14 protein-coding genes are annotated in these 20,843 nt (G+C 67.7%); 6 read left to right on the forward strand and 8 right to left on the reverse strand.

Translation table 11 applies throughout. The annotated features are described in order from the left end of the window. Position 1: 1 nt before the first annotated feature. The 5 genes from LZC94_19975 to LZC94_19995 all read right to left on the reverse strand — a co-directional run bounded on the left by LZC94_19975 (position 2) and on the right by LZC94_19995 (position 7,656). On the reverse strand, positions 2 to 1,183 hold the full coding sequence (locus LZC94_19975; GenBank protein WXB19494.1) for a histidine kinase: 1,182 nt from the start codon (positions 1,181 to 1,183) through the stop codon (positions 2 to 4). After that, the gene (locus LZC94_19980; GenBank protein WXB19495.1) at positions 1,180 to 4,461 is read right to left on the reverse strand and encodes an efflux RND transporter permease subunit; all 3,282 of its coding nucleotides are present in this window, start codon (positions 4,459 to 4,461) and stop codon (positions 1,180 to 1,182) included. Before LZC94_19980 ends, LZC94_19975 begins: the two co-directional genes overlap by 4 nt. Beyond that, positions 4,458 to 5,885 carry a TolC family protein gene (locus tag LZC94_19985; protein ID WXB19496.1) on the reverse strand — a complete coding sequence of 476 codons (1,428 nt, stop codon included), beginning with the start codon at positions 5,883 to 5,885 and terminating at the stop codon, positions 4,458 to 4,460. Before LZC94_19985 ends, LZC94_19980 begins: the two co-directional genes overlap by 4 nt. Further along, positions 5,882 to 7,087: an efflux RND transporter periplasmic adaptor subunit gene (locus LZC94_19990; protein WXB19497.1), complete on the reverse strand. Its 1,206-nt coding sequence runs from the start codon at positions 7,085 to 7,087 to the stop codon at positions 5,882 to 5,884. The genes LZC94_19985 and LZC94_19990 overlap by 4 nt, the downstream gene beginning before the upstream one ends. A 107-nt stretch (positions 7,088 to 7,194) precedes the next feature. Beyond that, on the reverse strand, positions 7,195 to 7,656 hold the full coding sequence (locus LZC94_19995; protein WXB19498.1) for a carboxymuconolactone decarboxylase family protein: 462 nt from the start codon (positions 7,654 to 7,656) through the stop codon (positions 7,195 to 7,197). A 623-nt stretch (positions 7,657 to 8,279) separates the two neighbouring features. Here LZC94_19995 and LZC94_20000 point away from each other — a divergent pair. Both LZC94_20000 and LZC94_20005 read left to right on the forward strand, forming a co-directional pair. Beyond that, entirely contained in the window at positions 8,280 to 8,552 is a 273-nt protein-coding gene (locus tag LZC94_20000) for a hypothetical protein (protein ID WXB19499.1), read from the forward strand. A gap of 724 nt (positions 8,553 to 9,276) precedes the next feature. Beyond that, the gene (locus LZC94_20005) at positions 9,277 to 9,675 is read left to right on the forward strand and encodes a RidA family protein (protein ID WXB19500.1); all 399 of its coding nucleotides are present in this window, start codon (positions 9,277 to 9,279) and stop codon (positions 9,673 to 9,675) included. Between the two features lie 111 nt (positions 9,676 to 9,786). Here LZC94_20005 and LZC94_20010 read toward each other — a convergent pair whose 3' ends face one another. Then, positions 9,787 to 11,133 (reverse strand): sigma 54-interacting transcriptional regulator, encoded by a 1,347-nt coding sequence (locus LZC94_20010; protein WXB19501.1) that lies wholly within the window; start codon positions 11,131 to 11,133, stop codon positions 9,787 to 9,789. A 196-nt stretch (positions 11,134 to 11,329) separates the two neighbouring features. Then, positions 11,330 to 12,946: a hypothetical protein gene (locus LZC94_20015; GenBank protein ID WXB19502.1), complete on the reverse strand. Its 1,617-nt coding sequence runs from the start codon at positions 12,944 to 12,946 to the stop codon at positions 11,330 to 11,332. Between the two features lie 551 nt (positions 12,947 to 13,497). Here LZC94_20015 and LZC94_20020 point away from each other — a divergent pair. Genes LZC94_20020 through LZC94_20030 form a run of 3 tightly spaced genes read left to right on the forward strand, consistent with a single transcriptional unit; the run spans position 13,498 to position 16,923 of the window. After that, positions 13,498 to 15,237, forward strand: coding sequence for a fatty acyl-AMP ligase (locus LZC94_20020; protein ID WXB19503.1), 1,740 nt, complete (start codon positions 13,498 to 13,500; stop codon positions 15,235 to 15,237). Between the two features lie 5 nt (positions 15,238 to 15,242). Then, a complete protein-coding gene (locus LZC94_20025; GenBank protein ID WXB19504.1) occupies positions 15,243 to 16,634 on the forward strand; it encodes a cytochrome P450 in 1,392 nt (463 codons plus the stop codon). A 25-nt stretch (positions 16,635 to 16,659) separates the two neighbouring features. Then, complete coding sequence (locus LZC94_20030) at positions 16,660 to 16,923, forward strand: acyl carrier protein (GenBank protein ID WXB19505.1); 264 nt, start codon at positions 16,660 to 16,662, stop codon at positions 16,921 to 16,923. A gap of 77 nt (positions 16,924 to 17,000) precedes the next feature. Here the strand turns inward: LZC94_20030 and LZC94_20035 are convergent, their stop codons facing one another. Further along, complete coding sequence (locus tag LZC94_20035) at positions 17,001 to 18,914, reverse strand: protein kinase (protein ID WXB20218.1); 1,914 nt, start codon at positions 18,912 to 18,914, stop codon at positions 17,001 to 17,003. Between the two features lie 173 nt (positions 18,915 to 19,087). On the opposite strand from LZC94_20035, the gene LZC94_20040 reads away from it, so the two are divergent. Then, positions 19,088 to 20,818, forward strand: coding sequence for a serine/threonine protein kinase (locus LZC94_20040; protein WXB19506.1), 1,731 nt, complete (start codon positions 19,088 to 19,090; stop codon positions 20,816 to 20,818). Positions 20,819 to 20,843: the final 25 nt, after the last annotated feature.

A 20,843-nucleotide genomic window follows, 5' to 3' on the forward strand; every position in this document is an offset into this window, starting at 1 on the left:
CTCATGGGGTAGCTCGCTCGGGTGTGGCGCGTGTAGCGGGTGTTGCCGGGGGGCCGGGTTGTTGCACGGCTTGTTGCAAGGAGTGGGCTTCGCGGCGCTCCGTGAAATCGCGGGCGGAGCGCGGATCGCTGGGCTCGCGCATGGGTTCGGCCGCCAGGCGCACGCGGGCGACGGTCTCCGCGCCTTCGCGTGCCAGCTCGAAGTGGCCCTTGCCGCTGCTGTAAAAGGCCAGCCGTCGCTCCACGATGTGGAGACCTTGCCCGCCGGTGCGTCGGGGGCCGGGCCCCGGTCCATCGTCGCGCACCTCGGAGACGAGGGTCGCGCCCTCGACGGCGACGCGCACATGGAGGCGTCCTTGGGCTCCGCGAAGGGCGCCGTGTTTGACGGCGTTCTCGACCAGCGGCTGCAAGAGGAGGGCCGGCATGGCCATGCCCTCGGCGGCCGGATCGATGCTCCAGGTCACATGGAGCAAATCCGGGTGGCGCAGCTCGTGAATGGCCACGTAGCGCCGCAACCACGACACCTCGTCGGCCACGCGGTGGGTGTCGCGGAACTCCGTGGCCTCGCGGAAGAGATCGCCCAGGGCGGCGAGCAGCTCCCGCGCTTGAACCGGATCGTCGGTGACGAAGCCGGCGATGGCGTTCAAGGTGTTGAGCACGAAGTGGGGCTCGAGGTGGCTCCGCAGACGCAAAAGCTCGGCCTCGAGCCGCAATTGTTCGAGCTCGCGCTGGCGCTGATCGTGTGCGCGGAGCGCGGCGGGGAAGAGGACGAGCCCCGCCCACGCCGCGAGCATCGGGAAGGAGTCGCTGGCGCTGGTGATGAGCCGGAAGGCCAAGGTGTCGGGCTCGTTGGGATCCGGGTACACCAGGGGAAGGGACGGGAAGGCGCGGTGGAGCGCGAAGGTGCCGAGGAAGCTCCCCATCATGATGGGGAACGCCGAGATCAAGCCCGCCATGGCCGCGCGCCCCAAGGACCAGCCGGCCCGCTGCGCACGCGCGAACACGAACAAAACCGAGACCACCCCCAGCCCCAACGTGACGACGAAGACGAGGAGGGTGCAGACGATGTACCCCGGCGGCAGGGTGCCAAATACACCGCGGGGCACGAGGGGGGACGCCACGCCCAGGATGCCGATGGCGACCCCCACCACCCCCTGCCGAAAGGAAAGCGGCGAGCGGGTCACGAGGGTCCGACCGCGTGAGCGGCTCCGCGCGAGCCCGGCGATCCCCGTGAGCCGCGGCCACGTGAGAGGAACCCGCGCAGCCGCCCGACGAGGCGCGCCGTCCAAGCGCGCACGTCTTCGAGCACAGTGAACACCACGGGCGTGGCCAGAAGGGTGAGCAGCAAGGACAAGGTCTGGCCACCCAGCACGCCCACGCCAATCGCACGGTTCGTGCCTGCGCCCGCGCCGGTGGCCACCACCAAGGGGACCAGGCCGGCGACGAAGGCGAGGGTGGTCATCAGGATCGGGCGAAGGCGGTGCAGGTTGGCCACCATCACCGCATCGGGGCGCGTGTAGCCCGATCGCTCGAGCGCGAGGGTGTGGTCGATCTGGAGGATCGAGTTCTTCTTCACGATGCCGAAGAGCACGAGCATGCCGAGCGCCGAGAAGAGGTTCAGCGTCTGCCCGGAGAGACCGAGGGACAAGAGGGCAAACGGCACCGTGAGAGGGAGCGACATGAGGATGGTGACGGGAACGAGCCAGCTCTCGAACTGCGCGGCGAGCACAAGATACATGAACACCACGGAGAGCGTGGTCGCCAGCGCGAACGACGCCGCAGCCTTTTCCATCTCGCGCGCGTTGCCCAAGACCTCGGCGCGGTAGCCGGGCGGTGCGCCGATGCGAGCGTATGCAACATCGAGCGCAGCGACCACTTCATCCTCGCCGACGCCTGGAAGCGCGTTCAGGAAGACTGTGACTTGCCGCTGCCGATCGACGTGCCGGATCTGCCCGGGCGCGGCGATTCGCTCGAAGCGCGCGATGCCTTGCAGGGGGACGAGCCCGCCGCTGGCGGTGCGAAGGTCGACGGCACGAAGCTGCTCCTCGGGCGCGGCCAAGCCGCTGTCGATCCGGAGGATCACGTCGATGCTTCGATCCACGCTCGCGCCGCGCACCGAGCCTACGACGAGCCCGCTTCGCCCCACGAGGGAGAGCGCATCGCCTACATCGATGTGCGCGATCCCGAGCTCACGCGCCTTCACGCGATCGACGCGAACGGCGAGCTGGGGTCCGGACTGCGTCGATGAGGTGCCATGATCGGTGGTGCGCGGGATCTTCCGCGCCTCGGCCAGGAGCTTGTCCGCGTTGTCCGCGAGCACGGCCAGATCGGGGCCGCGCATCACGTACTGCACGGCGGCCGATTCGGTGCCGCTGCCGCCGATGTCGCTCACCTGACCGACGAACGCATACGCGCCGTTGTAGTTGCTGCCCGGCACGATCTCGTTGCGCACGCGCTGCATGGTCGCGGCCTGGGTGCCCGGCTCGTTCATCGACACGTACACCATGGCCTCGTTCGGGCCGCGGCCGGAGGCATCGCCGCGCGGGCTCCCGACCGTGACCACCGTGCGCTCGATGCCGGGCAGGGCCCGCACCGCGCGGGCCAGGCGCTCGGCGCCGAGCTCCGTGGCGTCGATCGAGGTTCCTTCTTCGAAGCGCAGGTAAATCTCGAAGCGCCCTTCGTCCTCGGCGGGCAGAAACGTCTTGGGTACGAGCATGCCCAGCGGAACGGTGCTGACCAGGGTGATCGCGAGCCCCACGAGCACCACGCCGCGATGAAGCATGGCCCACGCGAGCATGCGCATGTAGATGCGGTCGATGAACCCCGGTGCATGATCCGCGTCCGGCGCTTTGCGCTCGCCGCGCGCCCAGGCGCGGTAGATGGCGCGCTCGTCGCGTGGATCGGCTGGGGGCAGCGAGGCCGAGGACTCGGCCGGCGGATGGGCGTCCGGGCGGAGCCAGCGCCCGCAGAGCATGGGGGTCAAGGTGAAGGCGACGGCCATCGACAGGAGGATCGAGACCGACATGGTGATGCCGAAGGACGCGAGGAAGCGCCCGACCAGGCCGCCCATGAACGCGATGGGGAGAAAGACCGCCACCAAGGACAAGGTGGTGGCGAGGACGGCCAAGGTGATCTCGCGGGTGGCCACCACCGCGGCTTTTTGCGGCGGAAGGCCCGTCGAGCGGATGATGCGCACCACGTTCTCGAGGACCACGATGGCGTCGTCGATGACGATGCCCACGGCCAAGGTGAGGCCGAGCAAGGTCAGCATGTTGAGGGTCAGGCCCAGCGCCTTCACGATCGCAAAGGTGCCGATGACCGACGTGGGGATGGCCAGGCCCGCGATGAGGGTCGCGCGCCCGTTGCGGAGAAAGAGGAAGACGACGGCTGCCGCGAAGATCGCGCCGAGGATGAGGTGCTCCTGAACGGCGTGGAGGGACGCGCGAACGAAGACGGCCTCGTCGCGGACCACCGTGAGCTCGACGTCGTCCGGCAGGCGCGCACCGAGATCCTGCAGGCGCTCGCGCACGTCGTCGACGACGCGCACGGTGTTCTCGCCCGACTGCTTGATGAGCCCCAGCACCAGCGCAGGCTCGCCCGAGACGAGCGACGTCGACACGGGCGTCTCGACCCCGTCGGTGACGGCGGCCACGTCCGCCAGGTGCACCGAGGCGCGGCCGCGCTTGGCCACCACGATGGCCGCGAGCTCGTCGCGCGAGGTCGCCTTGGCGTCGAGGCGCACGGGCAGGGATCGATCGCCGGCCGGGAGATCGCCGCCGGCGACCACCAGGTTGTCGCGCGCGAGGGCGCTGGAAATGTCCGCGGGCGCGAGGCCGAACGAGGCGAGGCGCGCGGGGTCCAGATCGACGCGCAGGGCGCGCTTTCGGGCGCCGAAGATGCGCACGTCGCCGATGCCTTTTACGGCCTGGAGCTCGCGGCGCACCAGGGTCTCCGCCAGGTCCGTCATGCGGACCGGGTCGACGGTGCCGCGCGGGCTTCGCATGGAGAGCAAGAGGACGGGCGCCGAGTTCGGGTTGAACGTCTCGACCTGCGGGGGGCGCACCGTGGGGGGCAGCTCGGCGGCGATCCGCGCGATGCGATCGCGCACCTCTTGTGCGGCGACGTCCGATTTCTTTTCGAGCACGAACTGCGCGTAGACGAGGCTCTGGCCCTCCTGGCTGGTCGAGTCGATGCGCTCGAGCCCGGACACGGTGCCGATGGCCGTCTCGATCTTGGCCGTGACCTCCGACTCGACCTGCCCGGCCGAGAGGCCCGCCGCCAAGGTGGTGACATTGATCCAAGGGACGTCGACATTGGGGTACCGCTCGAGCCCCAACCCCTGAAGCGCCGCCAGGCCGAGCACCACGGTGAGCAGCCCGAGCACCCACGTGAACACGGGCCGGCGTACGAAGACGGCGGCGAAGCCTTTGCCGCCGTGGTTTGCGGAATCGCTGCGGCTCATGGCGAACCTCGACGGGCGATGCCGGCGGCCGCGCGCGGCGGGCCTCCGGCTGAAATGTCCGCGGCCGCGAGCGCGGGACCCGCGGGCGGCCGTGCGCGGCCGAGCGCCGCGTCGAGCTTGGCGCGCGCGAGCCGGGCGTCGACGAGGGCGTCGGCGTGCGCGAGCCCCGCGCGAATGAGCTCGCTCTCGGCGATGACGACGTCGAGCGGCGAGGTGACGCCGGCCTGGAGCTCGGCCCTGCGCGCATTGGCCAAGGTGCGCGCCGATGCGAGCCGCTCGCGGGCCAGCACGATGCGGTCGCGCGCCGAACGCAGCGAGGCCTCCGCCGAGCGGCGCGAGGCCACGAGATCGCGCCGGACGGCTTCGACCCTGGCCCTGGCCGCCTCGCGGTCCGCGCGAGCGCGCGCGAGCGCGGCGGTGCCCGTGGACAGCGCGGCGGTGGACCACTCGATCTGGGCGGTGATCTCCCAGCTGGTGACCGGCGTCTTGGTGGTGACGGCGAAGACGCGCGGGTTGGGTACGCTCACATCGGCGACCCCGGTGATCGCGATGCGCGGCAAGAACGCGAGCGCCTCGGCGTCCACGCGCTCGTCGGCCGCCTCGGCCTCGGCGATCGCCGCGGCCAGGGCAGGGACGGGGGAACCATCGCCGATGGCCAAAAGCTCGCCCTCGAGCACCTCGGCGCTCTCGAACTTGGCGTCCGCGGACGGCACGTCGAGGAACACGCCGAGCTCCGCGGCGGCGACCTCCACGTCCGCCTCGGCGGCGCGCAGCCGCAGGCCGGCTTCTTTCTCCGCCAGCTCGAGCCCGAGCCCCGAGGTCTTCGACGCGGTGCCGGCGGTCACGCGGCGCTGGTGCTCCTCGACCTCGGCGTGCGCCACCCGCAGCGCGTCGGCGGCCAGCTCGCGGCCGAGGGTCGCGCGCCGCCAGGCCAAGTACGCGGTGCGCGCGTCGAGCGCCACGCGGACCTCGGCGGCCTTGGCGTCGAACTCGCGCGCGAGCGCGGCTTTTCCGGCGGCGCGGGCGGCGGACGCCATGCGCAGCCAGGGATCGGTGAGCGGCGCCACCAGCGCGGCGCGCGCGCCGTAGCCGTCGAGGATCTGCGGGAGCACGTACACGTTGCCTTCGCCGAGATCCAGGCTGCGGTACCGCTCGGGCAAGGACGAGAGCCGCGTGTAGCGCGCCGAGAGGACCAGCTCCGGGATGCGCGAGCGGCCGGTGGCTTGCGCCTCGGCATCGGCGGCTCGGGCGGTGGCATGGGCGGCGCGCACATCAGGGTGGTTTGCCAGCGCCAGCTCGGCGACGCGTCGCTCGGTGAGCTGCACGGTGACGCCTTCGGCCGCGTTTGCGGGGTTCGTGGGGGCGATGCTGGCGGCTGCGAGGGCAACGGCGAAGGCCGCAACGAAACGTACGCCACGGATCAAGGCGCCACCTGCATTCCGTCGCGCAGCTCGCGGGGCGGATCGATCACCACCTCTGCGCCATCGGCGATGCCACCTTGCGGCCGCAGATGCACGTCGTCGCCGGCGCGGCGCACCACCTCGGGCAGCCACTCGGCGATGTGACCATCGCGGACCACCCAGACGCGCGCCACGGAACCGTCGCTTCGCACGGCGGTCTTCGGGACGATCACCACGTCCTCGCGCTCGTCCAAGAACACGCGGACCGCGACGCGCGCCCCCGGCAAGAGCGACGGCGGCGCAGGATCGATGCGGGCTTCGACGGCGCGCGTGCGCGCTTCGCCCGTGAGCCCCGGTGAGAGGCGCGTGATCTGCGCGCGGGCCCCCTCGAGCTCGACCTGCTGACCGAGCGCGATGCGGCCCGCTTCGTGCTGGCCCACCTCGAACACGACGCGCAAGGCGCTGGAGTCGACCACGCGCAGCACCGGGGCGCCGGGCGAAACCATCTCCCCAATCTCGACGAGCCGCTCCAGGACCACACCGTCGAACGGCGCGCGCAAGGTATAATCCGCGAGCGCCGCGCGGCTCTGGCGAAGCGCGGCGCGCGATTGCGCGACGGAGGCGCTGGCCACCCGTGCCTGCGCCAGCGCCGCATCCCGCTGGGCGCGCGCTTGCTCCTCACCGCTGCGCGAGCGAATCAAGTCTTGCTCGCTGACCGATCCTTGCGTGGCGAGCGACTCATTGCGCCGCCGCGCGTCCGCCGCCACCCGAAGCGCCTCCTCCGCCGCCAGCACCTCGGGCGACTTCGCCGGATCGCGCGCGCCGGCGAGCCGGGCCTCGGCGCTCACGGCGGCCGCCATGGCGCCTTCGGTGGCGGCGCGGGCCTCGGCATCGCGAAGGCGCGCCAGCGGCGTGCCCGCGCGAACCACGTCTCCACGCTCGGCCAGCAGCGCGTCCAGGCGGCCGCCCGCCGCCGCGGACACCACGGTGTCGCGCGCCGCGAGCACCGTGGCTTGATACGTGAGGGTGCGCGGAACCTGGGAAACGCGGGCCCGCGTCCGATTGACAACGACCTTGTTATTGTTGGTGGTGCCGGTCTCCGATGGATTGGCCTGAGCTTGAGCTGGATGGGAGCATCCCAGCGCTCCAAGCGCCCCAAGCGCCCCAAGCGCGGCAAGGGCTGCGGTGGCGATCGAGCCAACGAGCAGCGCACGCGAAGCATTCATACCGGCAACCTGGGTCGCCGGGTCCGGTCCGGCTTCCTTTCGCGTACGAGCCGGGCCTCCTCGGGGACGAAGTCGAGGAGGCCGGGGACGAACCAATCAGCCGGGAATCACCCCGGGATGACGCCCGCCACCTGGCGGGTGCTCGCGTTCAGGCGGTTCCACAAATTGACGGTGGCGATGGCCAGGATCAACGTCGCCAGCGCCTTCTCGTCATAGTGCCGCGCCGCCTCTTGGTACACCTCGTCGGGCACCGGATCCGCCCGATCGCTGAGCCGCGAAACGGCCTCTGCGAGCGCCAGCGCCGCCCGCTCGGCCTCCGTGAAATAGGGCGCCTCCCGCCAGGCCCCCACGGCAAAGAGCCGCTCGTTCGTCTCGTCCGCCTTCTTGGCGTTGCGCGCGTGCATATCGACACAAACGCTGCACCCGTTGATCTGGCTGGCGCGCAGGTAACACAAATCCAGCGTCCTGGCCGACACGCCGCCCAACTTGATGGCTTTGCCCAGGCCCATGAGGGCGTTCATGGCCTCCGGCACGATCATGGCCGGGTTCTTCATTCGTGCTTGCATCATGCTCACTCCTTGCGAGGTTTCGTCCTCCCAACGGGCGACCCACCACCTGGCGGACAATTTTCTTTCCGACCTCTCCGAACCGCCTCGCGCGGCGCACGACCTCCGTCGCTCACGCGCAAACACGGGCGAAAACCTCGAAAATCCCGTACTCCCAGCGGCGCCCCGCGGCCCGGTCGAAAAGTTTACATAATGCATCTTATGCGACATTTGAGCGCTAGGCGCGCCCCGAGCTTCCTTCTCGCGCCTCGGCCTGGGCGCTGCTCCGGCAGCGATCTCGGAGCAACCGTCGGAGCGGCCGAGAGACTCGGCCTGACCTGGTCGACGCGCGGCCCGCGTCCTCCGGGTACGCAACACGGCCTCCGCCGGCCACGGCCTCCGCGTACGGCAACACGGACGACCTGGCCCGCGTCCTCCAGGGACGCAACACGGACGACCGGTGTCAATTTGATCTTCTACTTGTATTCTACATCAACGTTTGCGTTTTGAACCGCCCCGACATTTTTGCCGCCGCACGACCGACCCGCCTCGCTCCGTCGCGCGTCGACATCGTCGACGCGTGACGCTCTCGCAACGTGCGGCTCTCGATCTCGACGCGAGCCAGGGCGTGTGCATAGTGAACGTCGATGAGCGAAGAGCGAGCCGCTCGGGTTCGGAAGAGCGCGGCGAGCCGGCGCATCAAAGGCTTCCCCGTGACCCCGCGCTCGACCGTCGTTGGCGTCGGGAGCGAGAATCCCATCGAACGGGCGCGGTCGCTCACCGTTCTCGCTCGGATTTACTGGAGGCCCATTTACGAGTACGTGCGCTGTCGATGGCGTAAACCACCCATCGCGGCGGAGGAGATCTCCCAGGAGTTCTTTCTGCGCGCGCTCGAGCGCGACACCTTTCGCGGCTCATGAAGACCAAATTGGTTGGTGGACTCGTCGTCGCAATGGGCCTTTTCACGGTCTTGGCAGGCTGTGCGGCCGGATCGCCCGAGGAGCAAGCGAGCGACTCGGAGAGCTCGGCGCTCGAGCTCTCGGGTTTCCGGCCCGCGACCGAGGCCGAGCAGCGAGCAGCCGCCGATCCGCAAGGGGAACATTTCCAAAAAGGAGGAGGAGAGGCCACGACCGCGGCAGCACCACTGGCGTGCACGCCCCCCGTCACGGGCGGTTTTCCCTCTTGCGCGACATGCGAACAACTTGCAAACGCGGCTTTGCAGTTTTGTGTCGCCAATGGCTTTCCGCGCGCCGTAGGCGTATGCAACCGGGGCACGTGCGCCGCGCCGCTCTTCCAAAACACCACGTTCCAGTGTTGCAACCCGTAAAAAGCTCGATATCTCGTTGAGCACGAAGAGCGGGCGCTCGAGCCCATCGACCATCGCCGCCGCGTGTGCATTCCATCGCGCGCGCGGCGGTGGTGTCGGTGCTCACCGAGCGGCCAAAAGCGGCCGCCCATGGCGTGATCCGTGCGGACTGCCCAACACGTGGAGCGTCCGGCGCGCGCGCAAACGAGCAAAATGAGAAGGAGGGCGCCGTCGGTCGCAACGGGATCGGCGCGTCGTCACGTGAGAGCGAAGCAGAATAGTCGATGGCTCGAGCCGGCAAGAGATATCATCGGCGCTCGCACGGAGGTGGCAAACAAATGGCGCTCGAATGCATCAATCCCCCGGATCTCCCGACCCCGCAAACATACACGCAAGTCGTTGTCGCGACGGGGACCAAGCTGATATTCGTCTCGGGCCAGGAGCCCGAAGACATCCACGGGAAGCTCGTCGGCCGAGGTGATTTTGCGGTCCAAGCGCGCCAGGTGTTCGCCAACCTCGGGCGGGCCCTGACGGCCGCAGGTGCCCTTCCCAAGCATGTAGCCAAGATTACGATCTACGTCGTCGGCTACGAGCGCGATTACCACCTCCCGATGATCGAAGAGGCTCGGCTGGCGCTGTTCGGGGATCACAAGGCGGCCGACGTCGTCCTGGGGGTCGCGAACCTATCCCCCGACTATCTGATCGAGGTCGATGCGGTCGCGGTGGTCGACGGTTAGACCGGCCTCGGGCCCTCCGACTTGCCGATCGCCATCCGCAACGCTCGACCCGAACTCGGTTCTCGGTTGATGAGTTGTTCGGCAGCGGTCACGACGACACCCCCGCGCCCCTCAAAGCAGATGCTTCCGCACCAGGCGGTGCAAGTACGTCCGATCCAACCCGGCTTCGCGCGCTGCGCCGGAGATGTTGCGCGAGTGCTGCGTGAGCAAGCGGGTCAGGTACTCGCGCTCACCGATTTCGAGCCACGCGTCGCGGAACTCGCGGAACGACTGTTTGAAGGCCACCGACTTCAACGCGGAGGTGACGGCGGATGCGCCCTCGGCGGTTTGCGAGGTCGTCGTGGTCTCCGGCGTCGATGCTTGGCCGCCCATTTGGAGCGCCTGTTGCGGCCCCACCGCGCGGGCGCGCTCGATGAAGTTTCGGAGCTCGCGCACGTTGCCGAGCCATGGGCGGTTGGCGGTGGCGGCCAGGAGCTCGGGCGGCGGAACGCGGCCCAGGATGGTCTCGACCAAGAGCGGGATGTCCTCGGGGTGCTCGCGGAGCGGCGGCACCAGGATGGGAACGCCGGCCAGGCGGAAATAAAGGTCCTCGCGGAATGCACCCGCGTTGACCATCGTGCGCAGATCGCGGTGCGTGGCGCTCACGATGCGGACGTCGACCCGGCGGTGCTCGCTCGACCCCACGGGGCGCACCGTTCGTGACTCGAGCACACGCAAAAGCTTCGGCTGCATCGCGATGGGCAGCTCGCCGATCTCGTCGAGGAACACGGTTCCGCCGTCGGCGGCCTCGAAGGCGCCCTCGCGCGCCGCCACCGCGCTCGTGAACGCACCCTTCACGTGCCCGAAAAGCTCGCTCTCGAAGAGCGCATCGGGCACCGCCGCGCAGTCCACGATCACGAAGGGCCCCTGCTTGCGCGGCGACGCATCGTGAACCGCCCGCGCGATCAGCTCCTTGCCGGTACCCGTCTCGCCCTGGATCAGGATCGAGAGATCCGTGGCGGCAAAGCGCGCCAGCGACGCGAACAACCTGCGCATCGATGCGCTGCCGCCGACCAAGGGACCAAAGCGGTGCGCCGGCCAGAACTGCGGCCCCACCTCGGTGGTCATCTCGGAGCCGAGCTTCAGGGTCGTGCCCCCCATCCGGATCTTCGAGCCGGTCTCGATGCGCGCCTCGCGCACCATCACGTTCTCGACGAACGTCCCGTTTCGGCTGCCCAGATCGCGCACCCACAACCCGCGCTCGTCGAAGTGAAACTCGGCGTGGAGCCGGGACACCGTGGGATCCGCGATCACGATCGCCGACTCGGCCGCCGATCCCACCAAGGTGCGATCTTGCAGCTGCACCGTGTGCTCGCCCGCCGCGTCGACCCAGCTCACGATCGACCTTCGCGTGGGTGGCGCTTGAAGGCTCGCGAGCGAATTCACCAAGGTCTGAGGCGGGGGGGGATTCGAGGGCATCCTCACAGCAGCTTATAGTACACGCACTTGGAAAGTCGCCCCGTCCCTCCGCGCCTCCTCATTTGCCCCCTTTGACGCACCGGTGGACGCATCGGAGCCCGTGAACGTACACGTCCACGGGCCTCGATCGCCGCGCGCCGCGCCAAACTTCTACGCGTCGCGCGTCGCCACCTCCGCCCAGCTACACCTCCCCCGGTTACGGCTCGTACAACCGCTCGCAGTGCTCCGGCCGCGATGCCAACTCTGCATCGCTCAGCAGCGCTCCGCCGCGCGGAATGCATTGCCCTCTCGGGGCCGTGATCCCCCGCTCCACCCAGCGCGCGAGCTGATCGAGCGCCACCTGCGCGTGCGGCTGCACGAACTCCAGGCTCCCGAAGTTGAAACCCTGACGGTACTTGTCGATGTGGTTTCCGTTCTGCACCTCGTAGAGCCGGTGCAGGTGCCCGCGCCCGTTCTGAACGACCAAGTCGCGGTAGACGCGCGCGTCGGTCTTCATCAGACTGAGCTGATCCATCGTACCGGATACGGTCAGGAGCGGACGCCGGATGCGGCCGCCCGTGATCGCGTCCTTGGACTTGGCCGTGAGTTTCAGCTGCGCATCGCGCGATGCGTAGTCGTAACTGGACCAGGGGCCCTGGTACGTCGGGTCGATCTTGCGGGCCGCGAAGCAGTGGAGCAGCTGCCAGTAGTTGTTCGCGTGCGTCTCGTAGTAGGAACCTTGCTCCGGGCTGAACGGGTTGGTCGCGGTCGCCCCCACCTTGAACTCGTCGCCGTAGCCGTACTCGAGGATGTTTTTGTAGGCGTCGCTGTTCGTATCGTAGCCCGACGCGCGGTACGCGGGCCAGTTGGCCAGCGCCGCCGCGTAGTCGCGCAGCAGGTTGTTCTCCGCGGTGAAGAGCACCCCTTCCCAGTCGATCCCGCCGTCGAAGTAGTCCGGGTAGTTCTCGAACACGTGCCGGATCGTCCAACCGCCGGCCGAGATGCCGACCGCGTAGTTGCGGTAGACCGAGCGGCCGTAGTGCACGCGCGCGATGCGCTTACCGAGCTTGGCCGCCTGAACCGTGCGGACCGACCACTCCTTGAACGAGTTTTGCGGGTCCGCAAAATAGAAGTGGAGGTATGTCTTGGAGAACGGCCCCGGGGCCCCGTCGGGTGCGAGCTGGCACCCCAGCGGATCGTCGGCCGTCGTCGGCCGTGCGTTGTACATACCTTTGTTGGACGCCACGTACGCGTACCCACGCTGCACGACGTAGTCGCTCCACGCGAAGTCGAGACCGAACTCGCTGCGGGTCGAGGATGGCGCCCCGGTGATGAGCCGGCCGTTCCAGTCGTTCGGCAAGCGAATGACGAAGCGGGCCTCGGCCTTGTCGATGAAGCTGCCCGAGACCTGGAAGCCCGGCACCTTCTTGGTAATGGGCGTGCGCGACGGAGAATCGGGCGAAATGCTCTGCCGATCCACGCGCGGGGTAAAGGCACCCGGCGGCAGCCCCGGCAACGAATTGTCGGGCGGGCTGGTTGCCTCGTTGTTCGTGGTCAAGTCCTCGCTCTCGACGCACGTTACATTGGTCGCCACATCGCGCAAGGCGGCGGTGATGCCCTCGCATCCCCGCCGACATTCGAGGCCCTCGATGGCGATGTGCAGCGGATCGCCATCTTCGGCCACGTCGGTCTTTGCATCCGATGAGCTCCTCGTATTTCCATCCGATACCCCGCAGCCGCTCGCGCCGGCAGCGAGGATGCCGGCACCAGCCGCAAAGAGGACCACCGAAACGATCCGCCATTCAACGGTACCAACCATCCAACGCTTTGCCATGAAATGCCCCCTGGGTTTGTCGCCGTCGTTGCATCCCATGCAACGCATCGGTGTTTTCAGGCCCACTGGTGCAGCCCGTATACCAGACCGGAACATCGCTCGAACGATTCGGGAAAATTCCATTGAAGACCCGGTGTGTCAAGTACACCGCCAACCATTGACCTTATTTCGTAGTCGATTCCAAATAGCGGAAACATCCCATCATGTCGGCTACATGCATTGCGTTATCGCATTTCGTTGGCGCCCCCCTGTGGCGTCGGCCGCCACGTGTTGCAGCCGCGGCGACACTTCGTCGCCCTAAGGTGTTCGTACGACCAGGATCGGCCGTTTCTCCCCATCTCGATCGCGCTACGGCAGCGCTGCACGGTAGGTGTGCTCCTTCCGTCTTACGGGTGTAGGCATCGCCGCGTACGCGCCGCACGCATTGACCACCCTCGGGCGCGTCGGTACAAGATGAATGGCAGATGGCCCATGACTCCCGGTATCGAAGCCTTATCGATTTAACGATAAGTCGAAGTCGAGAATCGGGAGACGCCCACGCCTATACCTTCTTGCTCGACGGCGAAGACCGCAGCGAAACCATCGACTACCGTGCGCTGAGCCGCCGCGCGCGCCGCGTGGCCATGGGGCTCCGGGCGTGGCCCGCGGGCGAGCGCGCCCTGTTGATTTTTCCTCCCGGGCTCGACTTCATCGCCGGTTTTCTGGGGTGCTTGCACGCAGGCCTCATCGCCGTCCCCGCCTACCCGCCCACGTTCGGCCGGCTCGCCCGCTCGCTCCCGAGGCTCGAGGCCATCGCCGCCAACGCGGGCGCCAACGTGATTTTGACCACCTCCCCCATCCTCGATCGCCGGGGCGCCATCACCGCGCATGCGCCCTCCCTCGGCCGATTGAATTGGGTGGCCACCGATCGTCTCCCGGAAGGGATCGAGGAGGAATGGTCGGAGCCGGATATCGGGCCAGACGACGTTGCCTTTCTCCAGTACACCTCGGGATCGACGGGTGCGCCAAAGGGCGTGATGGTCACCCACGGCAATCTGCTCGCGAACCTGGAGTGCACCTGCGAGGCTTGCTTTCGTGGCGCGAAAGACAGCATCTACGTGGGCTGGCTGCCGCCTTACCATGATATGGGCCTCATCGGACAATTGCTCCAGCCGCTCTACAGCGGATACCCGTGCATCACCATGTCGCCCCTGCACTTTCTCCAGCGCCCTTTTCGGTGGCTTCGGGCCATCACGCGCTACCGCGGCACCACCAGCGCATCCCCCAACTTCGCATTCGACGTCTGCAATCGCAAAATTCCCCCCGAGGAGCGCGCGCAACTCGATTTGAGCAGCTTGTCGGTCGTCTTCAATGGTGCGGAGCCCATCCGCGCGGCCACCCTGCGCACCTTCTCCGAGCTCTTCGCCCCGTGCGGCTTTCGTCCCTCGTCCTTCTATCCTTGTTACGGGCTCGCCGAGTCCACCTTGATGGTCAGCGGCGGCCAGCGCCATGGCGGCTACCGCACCCACGACGTCGACGCCCAAGAGCTCGAGGCCGGGCGCGCCCTCCCCGTTCGGGACCGAGCGCGCACCTTGGTCGGCGTCGGAAGACCAATGAGCGGTCACACGGTGACGATCGTCGACGACGGCGGCGTGCCCGTCCCGCCCGGGATCGTCGGCGAGATCCTCATCGCTGGACCGAGCGTCGCGCGCGGCTATTGGGGTGATCCCGAGCTGTCCGAGGCGACGTTTTGCGCGCGCATCGAGGGGGCTCCCGCGGCGCCTGGAGACCGCGAAGGCCGAGGTTTCGCCGGTGGTCCCGAAGACCGCGGCCATCCCGATCCTCACGTCTACCTCCGCTCCGGCGATCTGGGCTTCGTGAACGAGGAGGGCGAGCTCTTCGTCACCGGGCGGCGCAAAGATTTGATCATCCTGCGCGGCCGTAATTTGTTTCCGCAGGATATCGAGGAGATCGTCGAGGCGGCCCATCCCGCCGTTCGCCGCGGGTGCTCGGCGGCCTTCGCCGCGTCGGCCGGCGCGATCGGCTCCATCGACTCCATCGCCGCCGCCGGCTCGAACGACGACGACGAGGAACGGCTCATCGTCGCGGCCGAGGTCGAGCGGCACACGGATTTTGCGGCCGTCGCCCGCGCCATTCATCGCGCCATCGCCGATGAATTCACGGTTCGCGCGGCCGAGGTTCTCTTGTTGAAGGAGGCCACGATCCCCAAGACGTCCAGCGGCAAGCTGCGGCGATTTCAATGCCGCAAAGGCCATCGCGACAACACGCTCGACGTCATTTACAGGGGGTGACCTCCATGGAACCCAAGGCAACCCCGACCCTGGACCCCGATGCGACGCAGCCCCCGCGGTCGGAGCTCCCTGCCAGCGGCCCGCGCTCGGGCAGCGGCCCGGTGTCCGATCGGGAAGGCCCGCCTTCGCGCGATCCCTTCAACCCGTTCACGGCGGCCTTTCGCCGCGATCCCTACCCGCACTACCGCCGCATTCGCGCGCTCGATCCGGTTCATTGGAGCTTCGTGGGCGTTTGGATGCTCACCCGGCACGCCGACATCGTGCGCGTCCTCAAGGATCCGGCGCGCTTCAGCAGCCAGCTCTCGCTCTGGGATCGCTACCAATCGAACCCCAAGTTTCGAACCTTGACCGGGGAGCCCACGCCCTGCGCGGCCGTCTCCGAGCAAATGATGATCTTCCGCGATCCGCCCGCGCAAACCCGACTTCGAAAGTTGGTGCAGCAGGCCTTCTCGCCCCGCGCCGTGCAGGCGATGCGCCCGTGGATCACCGCATATGTCGAGCAGCTCCTCGATCGCGCCGAGGCCTCGGCCGGCGCCGCAGCCGAGCCCCCGACCCGCGCCGCAGCCGGCGCCCCGAGCCCCCGCGAACGCGAAATCGACCTCATCGCCGAGCTGGCGTGGCCCCTCCCCGTCGGCGTCATCTCCGAGATGCTCGGCGTGCCGGAGGCCGATCGCGACTTCATTCGCCTGTTATCGAGGCGCTTTGCGCCCGCATTTGCCCCCATGACGCCGCCAACGGCCATGGATGCCGCCAACGAAGCGTGCGCGCAGTTCGTGGACTACTTTCGCGTCCTCTCCCGCGCGCGACGGAAGACCCTGGGGCCGGATTTGCTCAGCGCCTTGCTCTCGGCGGAGGAGACGGGCGACCGGCTCACCGAGGCCGAGGTCATCTCCAACTGCTTTCTCCTCTTCTTTGCCGGCCACGAGACCACCGTCAACCTGATTGGAAATGGCCTCCACGCGCTCTTGAACCACCGCGATCAATGGGAGCTGCTCCAAAAAAATCCGGAGCTCGTTCCCAACGCCATCGAGGAGCTCTTGCGCTACGATAGCCCCTTTCAAATCGTCTACCGAAACGCGGTGGAGACGGTCGAAATCGGCGGCAAGACCATCCGCGAGGGCGAGCAGCTCTTCGTCTTTTTGGGCTCCGCCAACCGCGACGAGGAGGTCTACGCCGATCCCGAGGTGCTCGACGTGACCCGCAAAGGCATCTCCCACCTTGGCTTTGGCCACGGCATTCATCATTGCTTGGGCGCCGCGCTCGGCCGGCTGGAGGCCGCGGCCGCGGTGTCGGCCATCGTGCGCCGTTATCCGAATCTTCGCGCGTCGCAGGCTACCCCGGCATGGGGAGACAACATCTTGCTGCGCGGCCTTCGTTCCCTTCCCGTTTGCATCTGAAAGACCCGAGAACAAGGAGCCATCATTGGAAACGTCACTCAGTCGGGCGTCCCTCTCCACGCAAACCGTGCGCGCATGGCTCATAAGCAAGTTCGCCGCCGCGCTCGAGGTCGAGCCGGAACGGATCCAAGCGGACGAGCCCATCGTCAGCTACGGGCTCGACTCGATGGTCACCGTCGAAATCGCCGGCGAGCTCGAACGCGCCCTCGAGATGCGGCTGCCGCCCACCTTGGTCTGGGACTACCCGACCATCGAGGCCATCGCCGAGCACCTCGCCACCTTGCGCTGACCTCGGACTGCGAAACCGCGGACTGCCGACTGCGAAACCGCGGATCGGACGCCTTCGCCGCGCGGCGCACGCGCTTGCTATTTTTTGTACGGATCGTTCACGTCGATCTCGAACGGCTTGGGCCGCGGCGGCTTGGAGGAGGGTGCCGCGGGCGCCGGATTGACGGTCGCGCTCTCCGGCGGCTTGGGGCTCTGCGCACCCGGGTTCGCGAGCGCGGGCGGCTCCACCTTGGGCGGCTTGCGCGGACCGGGTGCGAACACGGGCTTCGACTTTTCAGCGACCAAGTCCACGTGCAGCGCGATGGGTGCCGTCCCCGCGAACTGCACGAAGTCCGTCTGCGCCCGATACCCCGGCGCCTCGACCCGAATGCGGTGCGAGCTCGCATCGGGCACCACGGTGGCCACGTAGGGGTTCGTGGCAACGCGCACATCGTCGACATAGAGCACCGCCGTGGAGGGCGAGGCGGAGATGCGCAGCGGGAGCGGCGAAGGCGCCGTTGGCGCGGGCGCATCGTTCGAGGTGAGCACGGGCGCGCTGCTTGCCGCGCCACTTGCTGCCGATGGCGTCGACGTTTGAACCGGCGCGGGCGGCCGCGATGTCCACCACGCAGCCGTGCCCAGGGTGCCGACCACCGCGAGCGCCGCCGCGGCCGCGGCCACGTGCTTCTTCCGGTTTGGCGGCGGCACCAACGAATCCATGGGCGCGAGCACGGTGGGATCGGCCACCGCCACATACCCTTCCGTGCCCGTCGTTCGTGCAGGTGCCAGCTCTTGTTCGCGCAAGGCCCGCAGCTTCGCCTCGATGAGCGTCCGGGCGTGCGCGCGCTCCGCCGCGAACATCCGCGCGATCACCTGCCCCACCTCTTCGCGCGAAGGTCGCCCGAGCTCGTCGATCAGCGCATCGAGATCGGCCCGAAGCGCCTGCGCGGTGGGGTAGCGGAGCTCGCGATCGAACGCGAGGGCGCGCATGCAGATCGCCTCGAGACGCGGATCCACGTTGGGCGCCACGGTGCTCGGCGGTGGGATGTGCCCCTCGGCCAGGTGTCGAAAAATCTCGACGTCGGACAGGCCGCGCCACAAACGCGTCCCTGCCGCCGCCTCCCAAAGGGTGGCCCCCGCCGCAAAGACATCGCAGCGCCGATCGATGTTCGCGTTCACGAACTGCTCCGGCGCCATGTAGGCGACCTTGCCCTTGAACACCCCCGCCCGCGTGGCGTTGCCCGAGTCCGAAGCTTTGGCGATGCCGAAGTCGAGCACCTTCACCTGACCGTCGTACGTGACGAAAATATTGCTCGGCGCCACGTCGCGGTGGATCAAGTGGAGCGGCCGCCCCTCGAAGTCCTGCACCTCGTGCGCATAATGAAGCCCGGCCAGCACGTCGGAGATGATCTGAAGATGGATCGCCAAGGTGAACCCCATGGGGGTCGCGTGGGGCATGTGGTACGAGCGTGTGCCCTTTCGCACCTGGCTGATGGATTTCGGCCCGCTGCCATGCACCCTCCCGCTCTCGGGCGGCCAACTCTTTCGGCTCGGCGGCTCCGGGCTTCGCTCCCCTTCTCGCTCCCGCCGGTGCGCGGAGCTTGCGCTTACTGAAGAGATAAGGCTCGCAGTGCGATGCACATCGGATGTGCCGAGCGAACCCCCGCTGCGTTGCGCGTCAGACGAGTTGCGCGAAATGCTTCCTAATTGGAAATCGGGGGTCGCGAGCGCAGGCCCCCCGGCCGATTCCCCGAGCCGCAGCTTGCGGAGGATATAGAAGAGCGTCTGCCCCTCGAGGTACTCCATCACCATGAAATGAGCGTCGCCATCGACCCCCACTTCCTTGGTCTGGACGATGTTCGGGTGACTGAGACGACCGGCCAGACGCGCTTCGTTGAGGAACATTTCAATGAAGCCCTCATCGGCGGCGATATCGTGCCTTAGCCGTTTAATGACGCTCAGCTTACTAAATCCACCTGGTCCGTGGGACACCGCGAGAAAGACCTCGCCCATTCCCCCTTGGCCGATGGCCAGAATGCATTCGTACTTACCAATCGTTACAGGGTGCGTCAGCTCGCTCATCTTCGGCTCAGCCTCCGAACCGCGTTGATTCGTTTTACATCATAACGTTCGACCGGCCCAGATCGTTGTACGCCCTGTCTCGAGCGTATAGATTGTTGGCCACGATGATGGTCTCGCCTGCTGGGGCACCAGGCAAGTACGAGCTCCTGTTCGAGCTCGGGCGGGGCGGCATGAGCCGCATCTATTTGGCCGTCATCCGCGGACCTGCGGGGTTCAGCAAGCTGGTGGTGATCAAACGGCTGCACGAGGAGCTGGCCGCCGATCCCGAGTTCCGCACCATGTTCCACGAGGAGGCGCGTCTGTCGGCGCGGCTCAATCACCCGAACATCGTGCAGGTGAACGAGGTCGCGCAAGACGGCCACTTCGACATCGAGATGGAGTACCTCGAGGGTCACTCGCTCGAGGCCATCGTTCGCCGCGCCGCCAAGGAAGAAGGCGGCATGCCGGTGGCGCTTCACTTGCGCATCCTGAGCGATGCCCTCGCTGGATTGCACTATGCACATGAATTTCGGGACTACGAGGGCAAGCCCCTGCAGCTCGTACACCGCGACGTTTCGCCCCACAACATTTTCGTGACCTACGAAGGTCATGTGAAGCTGGTGGACTTCGGCATCGCCAAGGCCGCCGATTCGGCGCAGCACACACGCACCGGCGTACTCAAGGGAAAGTGCGCCTACATGGCGCCGGAGCAGCTCCTCACCCTGCCCATCGATCGGCGCATCGACATCTACGCCATGGGGGTCATGCTCTGGCAGGTGGCCACGGAGCGCAAGCTCTGGAAGGGCATGTCCGATATCGAGATCTTCCAGCGGGTCGCGGCTGGGGACATCCCCGCGCCCTCCACCGTGAAGCCCGATGTGCCGCGCGAGCTGGAGGCCATTTGCACCAAGGCGCTGGCGCGAAATGCCGATGACCGCTTCGCCAGCGCCGAAGAGCTGCGCGGTGCCATCAACGACTACCTGCGCGCATCCTCGGATCGCGTCGATGAGCGGGACGTGTCGCAGTTCGTCGCGCGTCTGTTCGATACCGAGCGCCGCCAAGTGCGCGCCGCCATCGAGACGCAGATGCGCCGCGAGCGACCGTCGCAGCCGAGCATGTCGACCGTGCCACGCATGCCTCTCACGACGACGTCCGGCACCATGGAGGTGGTGGCCAAGTCGACACCGTCGGAGCCACCCCAACGCGCCACCCACGGACGCGCCCTCTTCGCCGCCGCCTTCCTCGGTGCCATTCTGGCTACGGCTGGAGGCAGTTACTACTACCTTCAGCATGCCACCGGCGGCTCCGGCAAGACCGGGAGCGCTCTCGCTTCCTCTTCTTCTTCTTCTTCTTCTTCTTCGTCCTCCTCCACCGACACCAAGGAGAGAGGGGCCGGCGCGACGGGCGCAAGCGAGACCACATCCGCGACATCGGCAGGCTCCGCAGGATCGGCGAGCCCGGTGGAGTACATCGACATCACCATCGCGGCCACCCCGCCCGACGCGCGCTTCACGGTGGACGACATGCGTCTTCCCACGAACCCCGCGCGGCAGCAATTCGTCCGCGACGGCAAGGTGCATCGCATCGTGGGGACGGCGCACGGGTACGCATCCTCCGAGCAATACGTCAAGTTCGCGGCGCCCACGGGATCCGTGCAGCTCGCGCTCACCAAGCTCCCGCCCAATCTACCCTTTCGACCGGCCAGGCCCGCGGCGGCCAAACCCGACCCGAACAACGATCCGGGCGGCCCGCCGCCCCCGCCGCCCGTGATATCGAGCCCCCCGCCATCTTCCGCGGCCACCGCGCCGGCGCCCAAGAAGACCAGCATCGACCAAGACAACCCTTACGGGAAATAGAACCCCCGCCACCGAACGCAAACGA

The organism is Sorangiineae bacterium MSr11954 (assembly GCA_037157815.1).
Lineage (GTDB): Bacteria > Myxococcota_A > Polyangia > Polyangiales > Polyangiaceae > Pendulispora > Pendulispora albinea.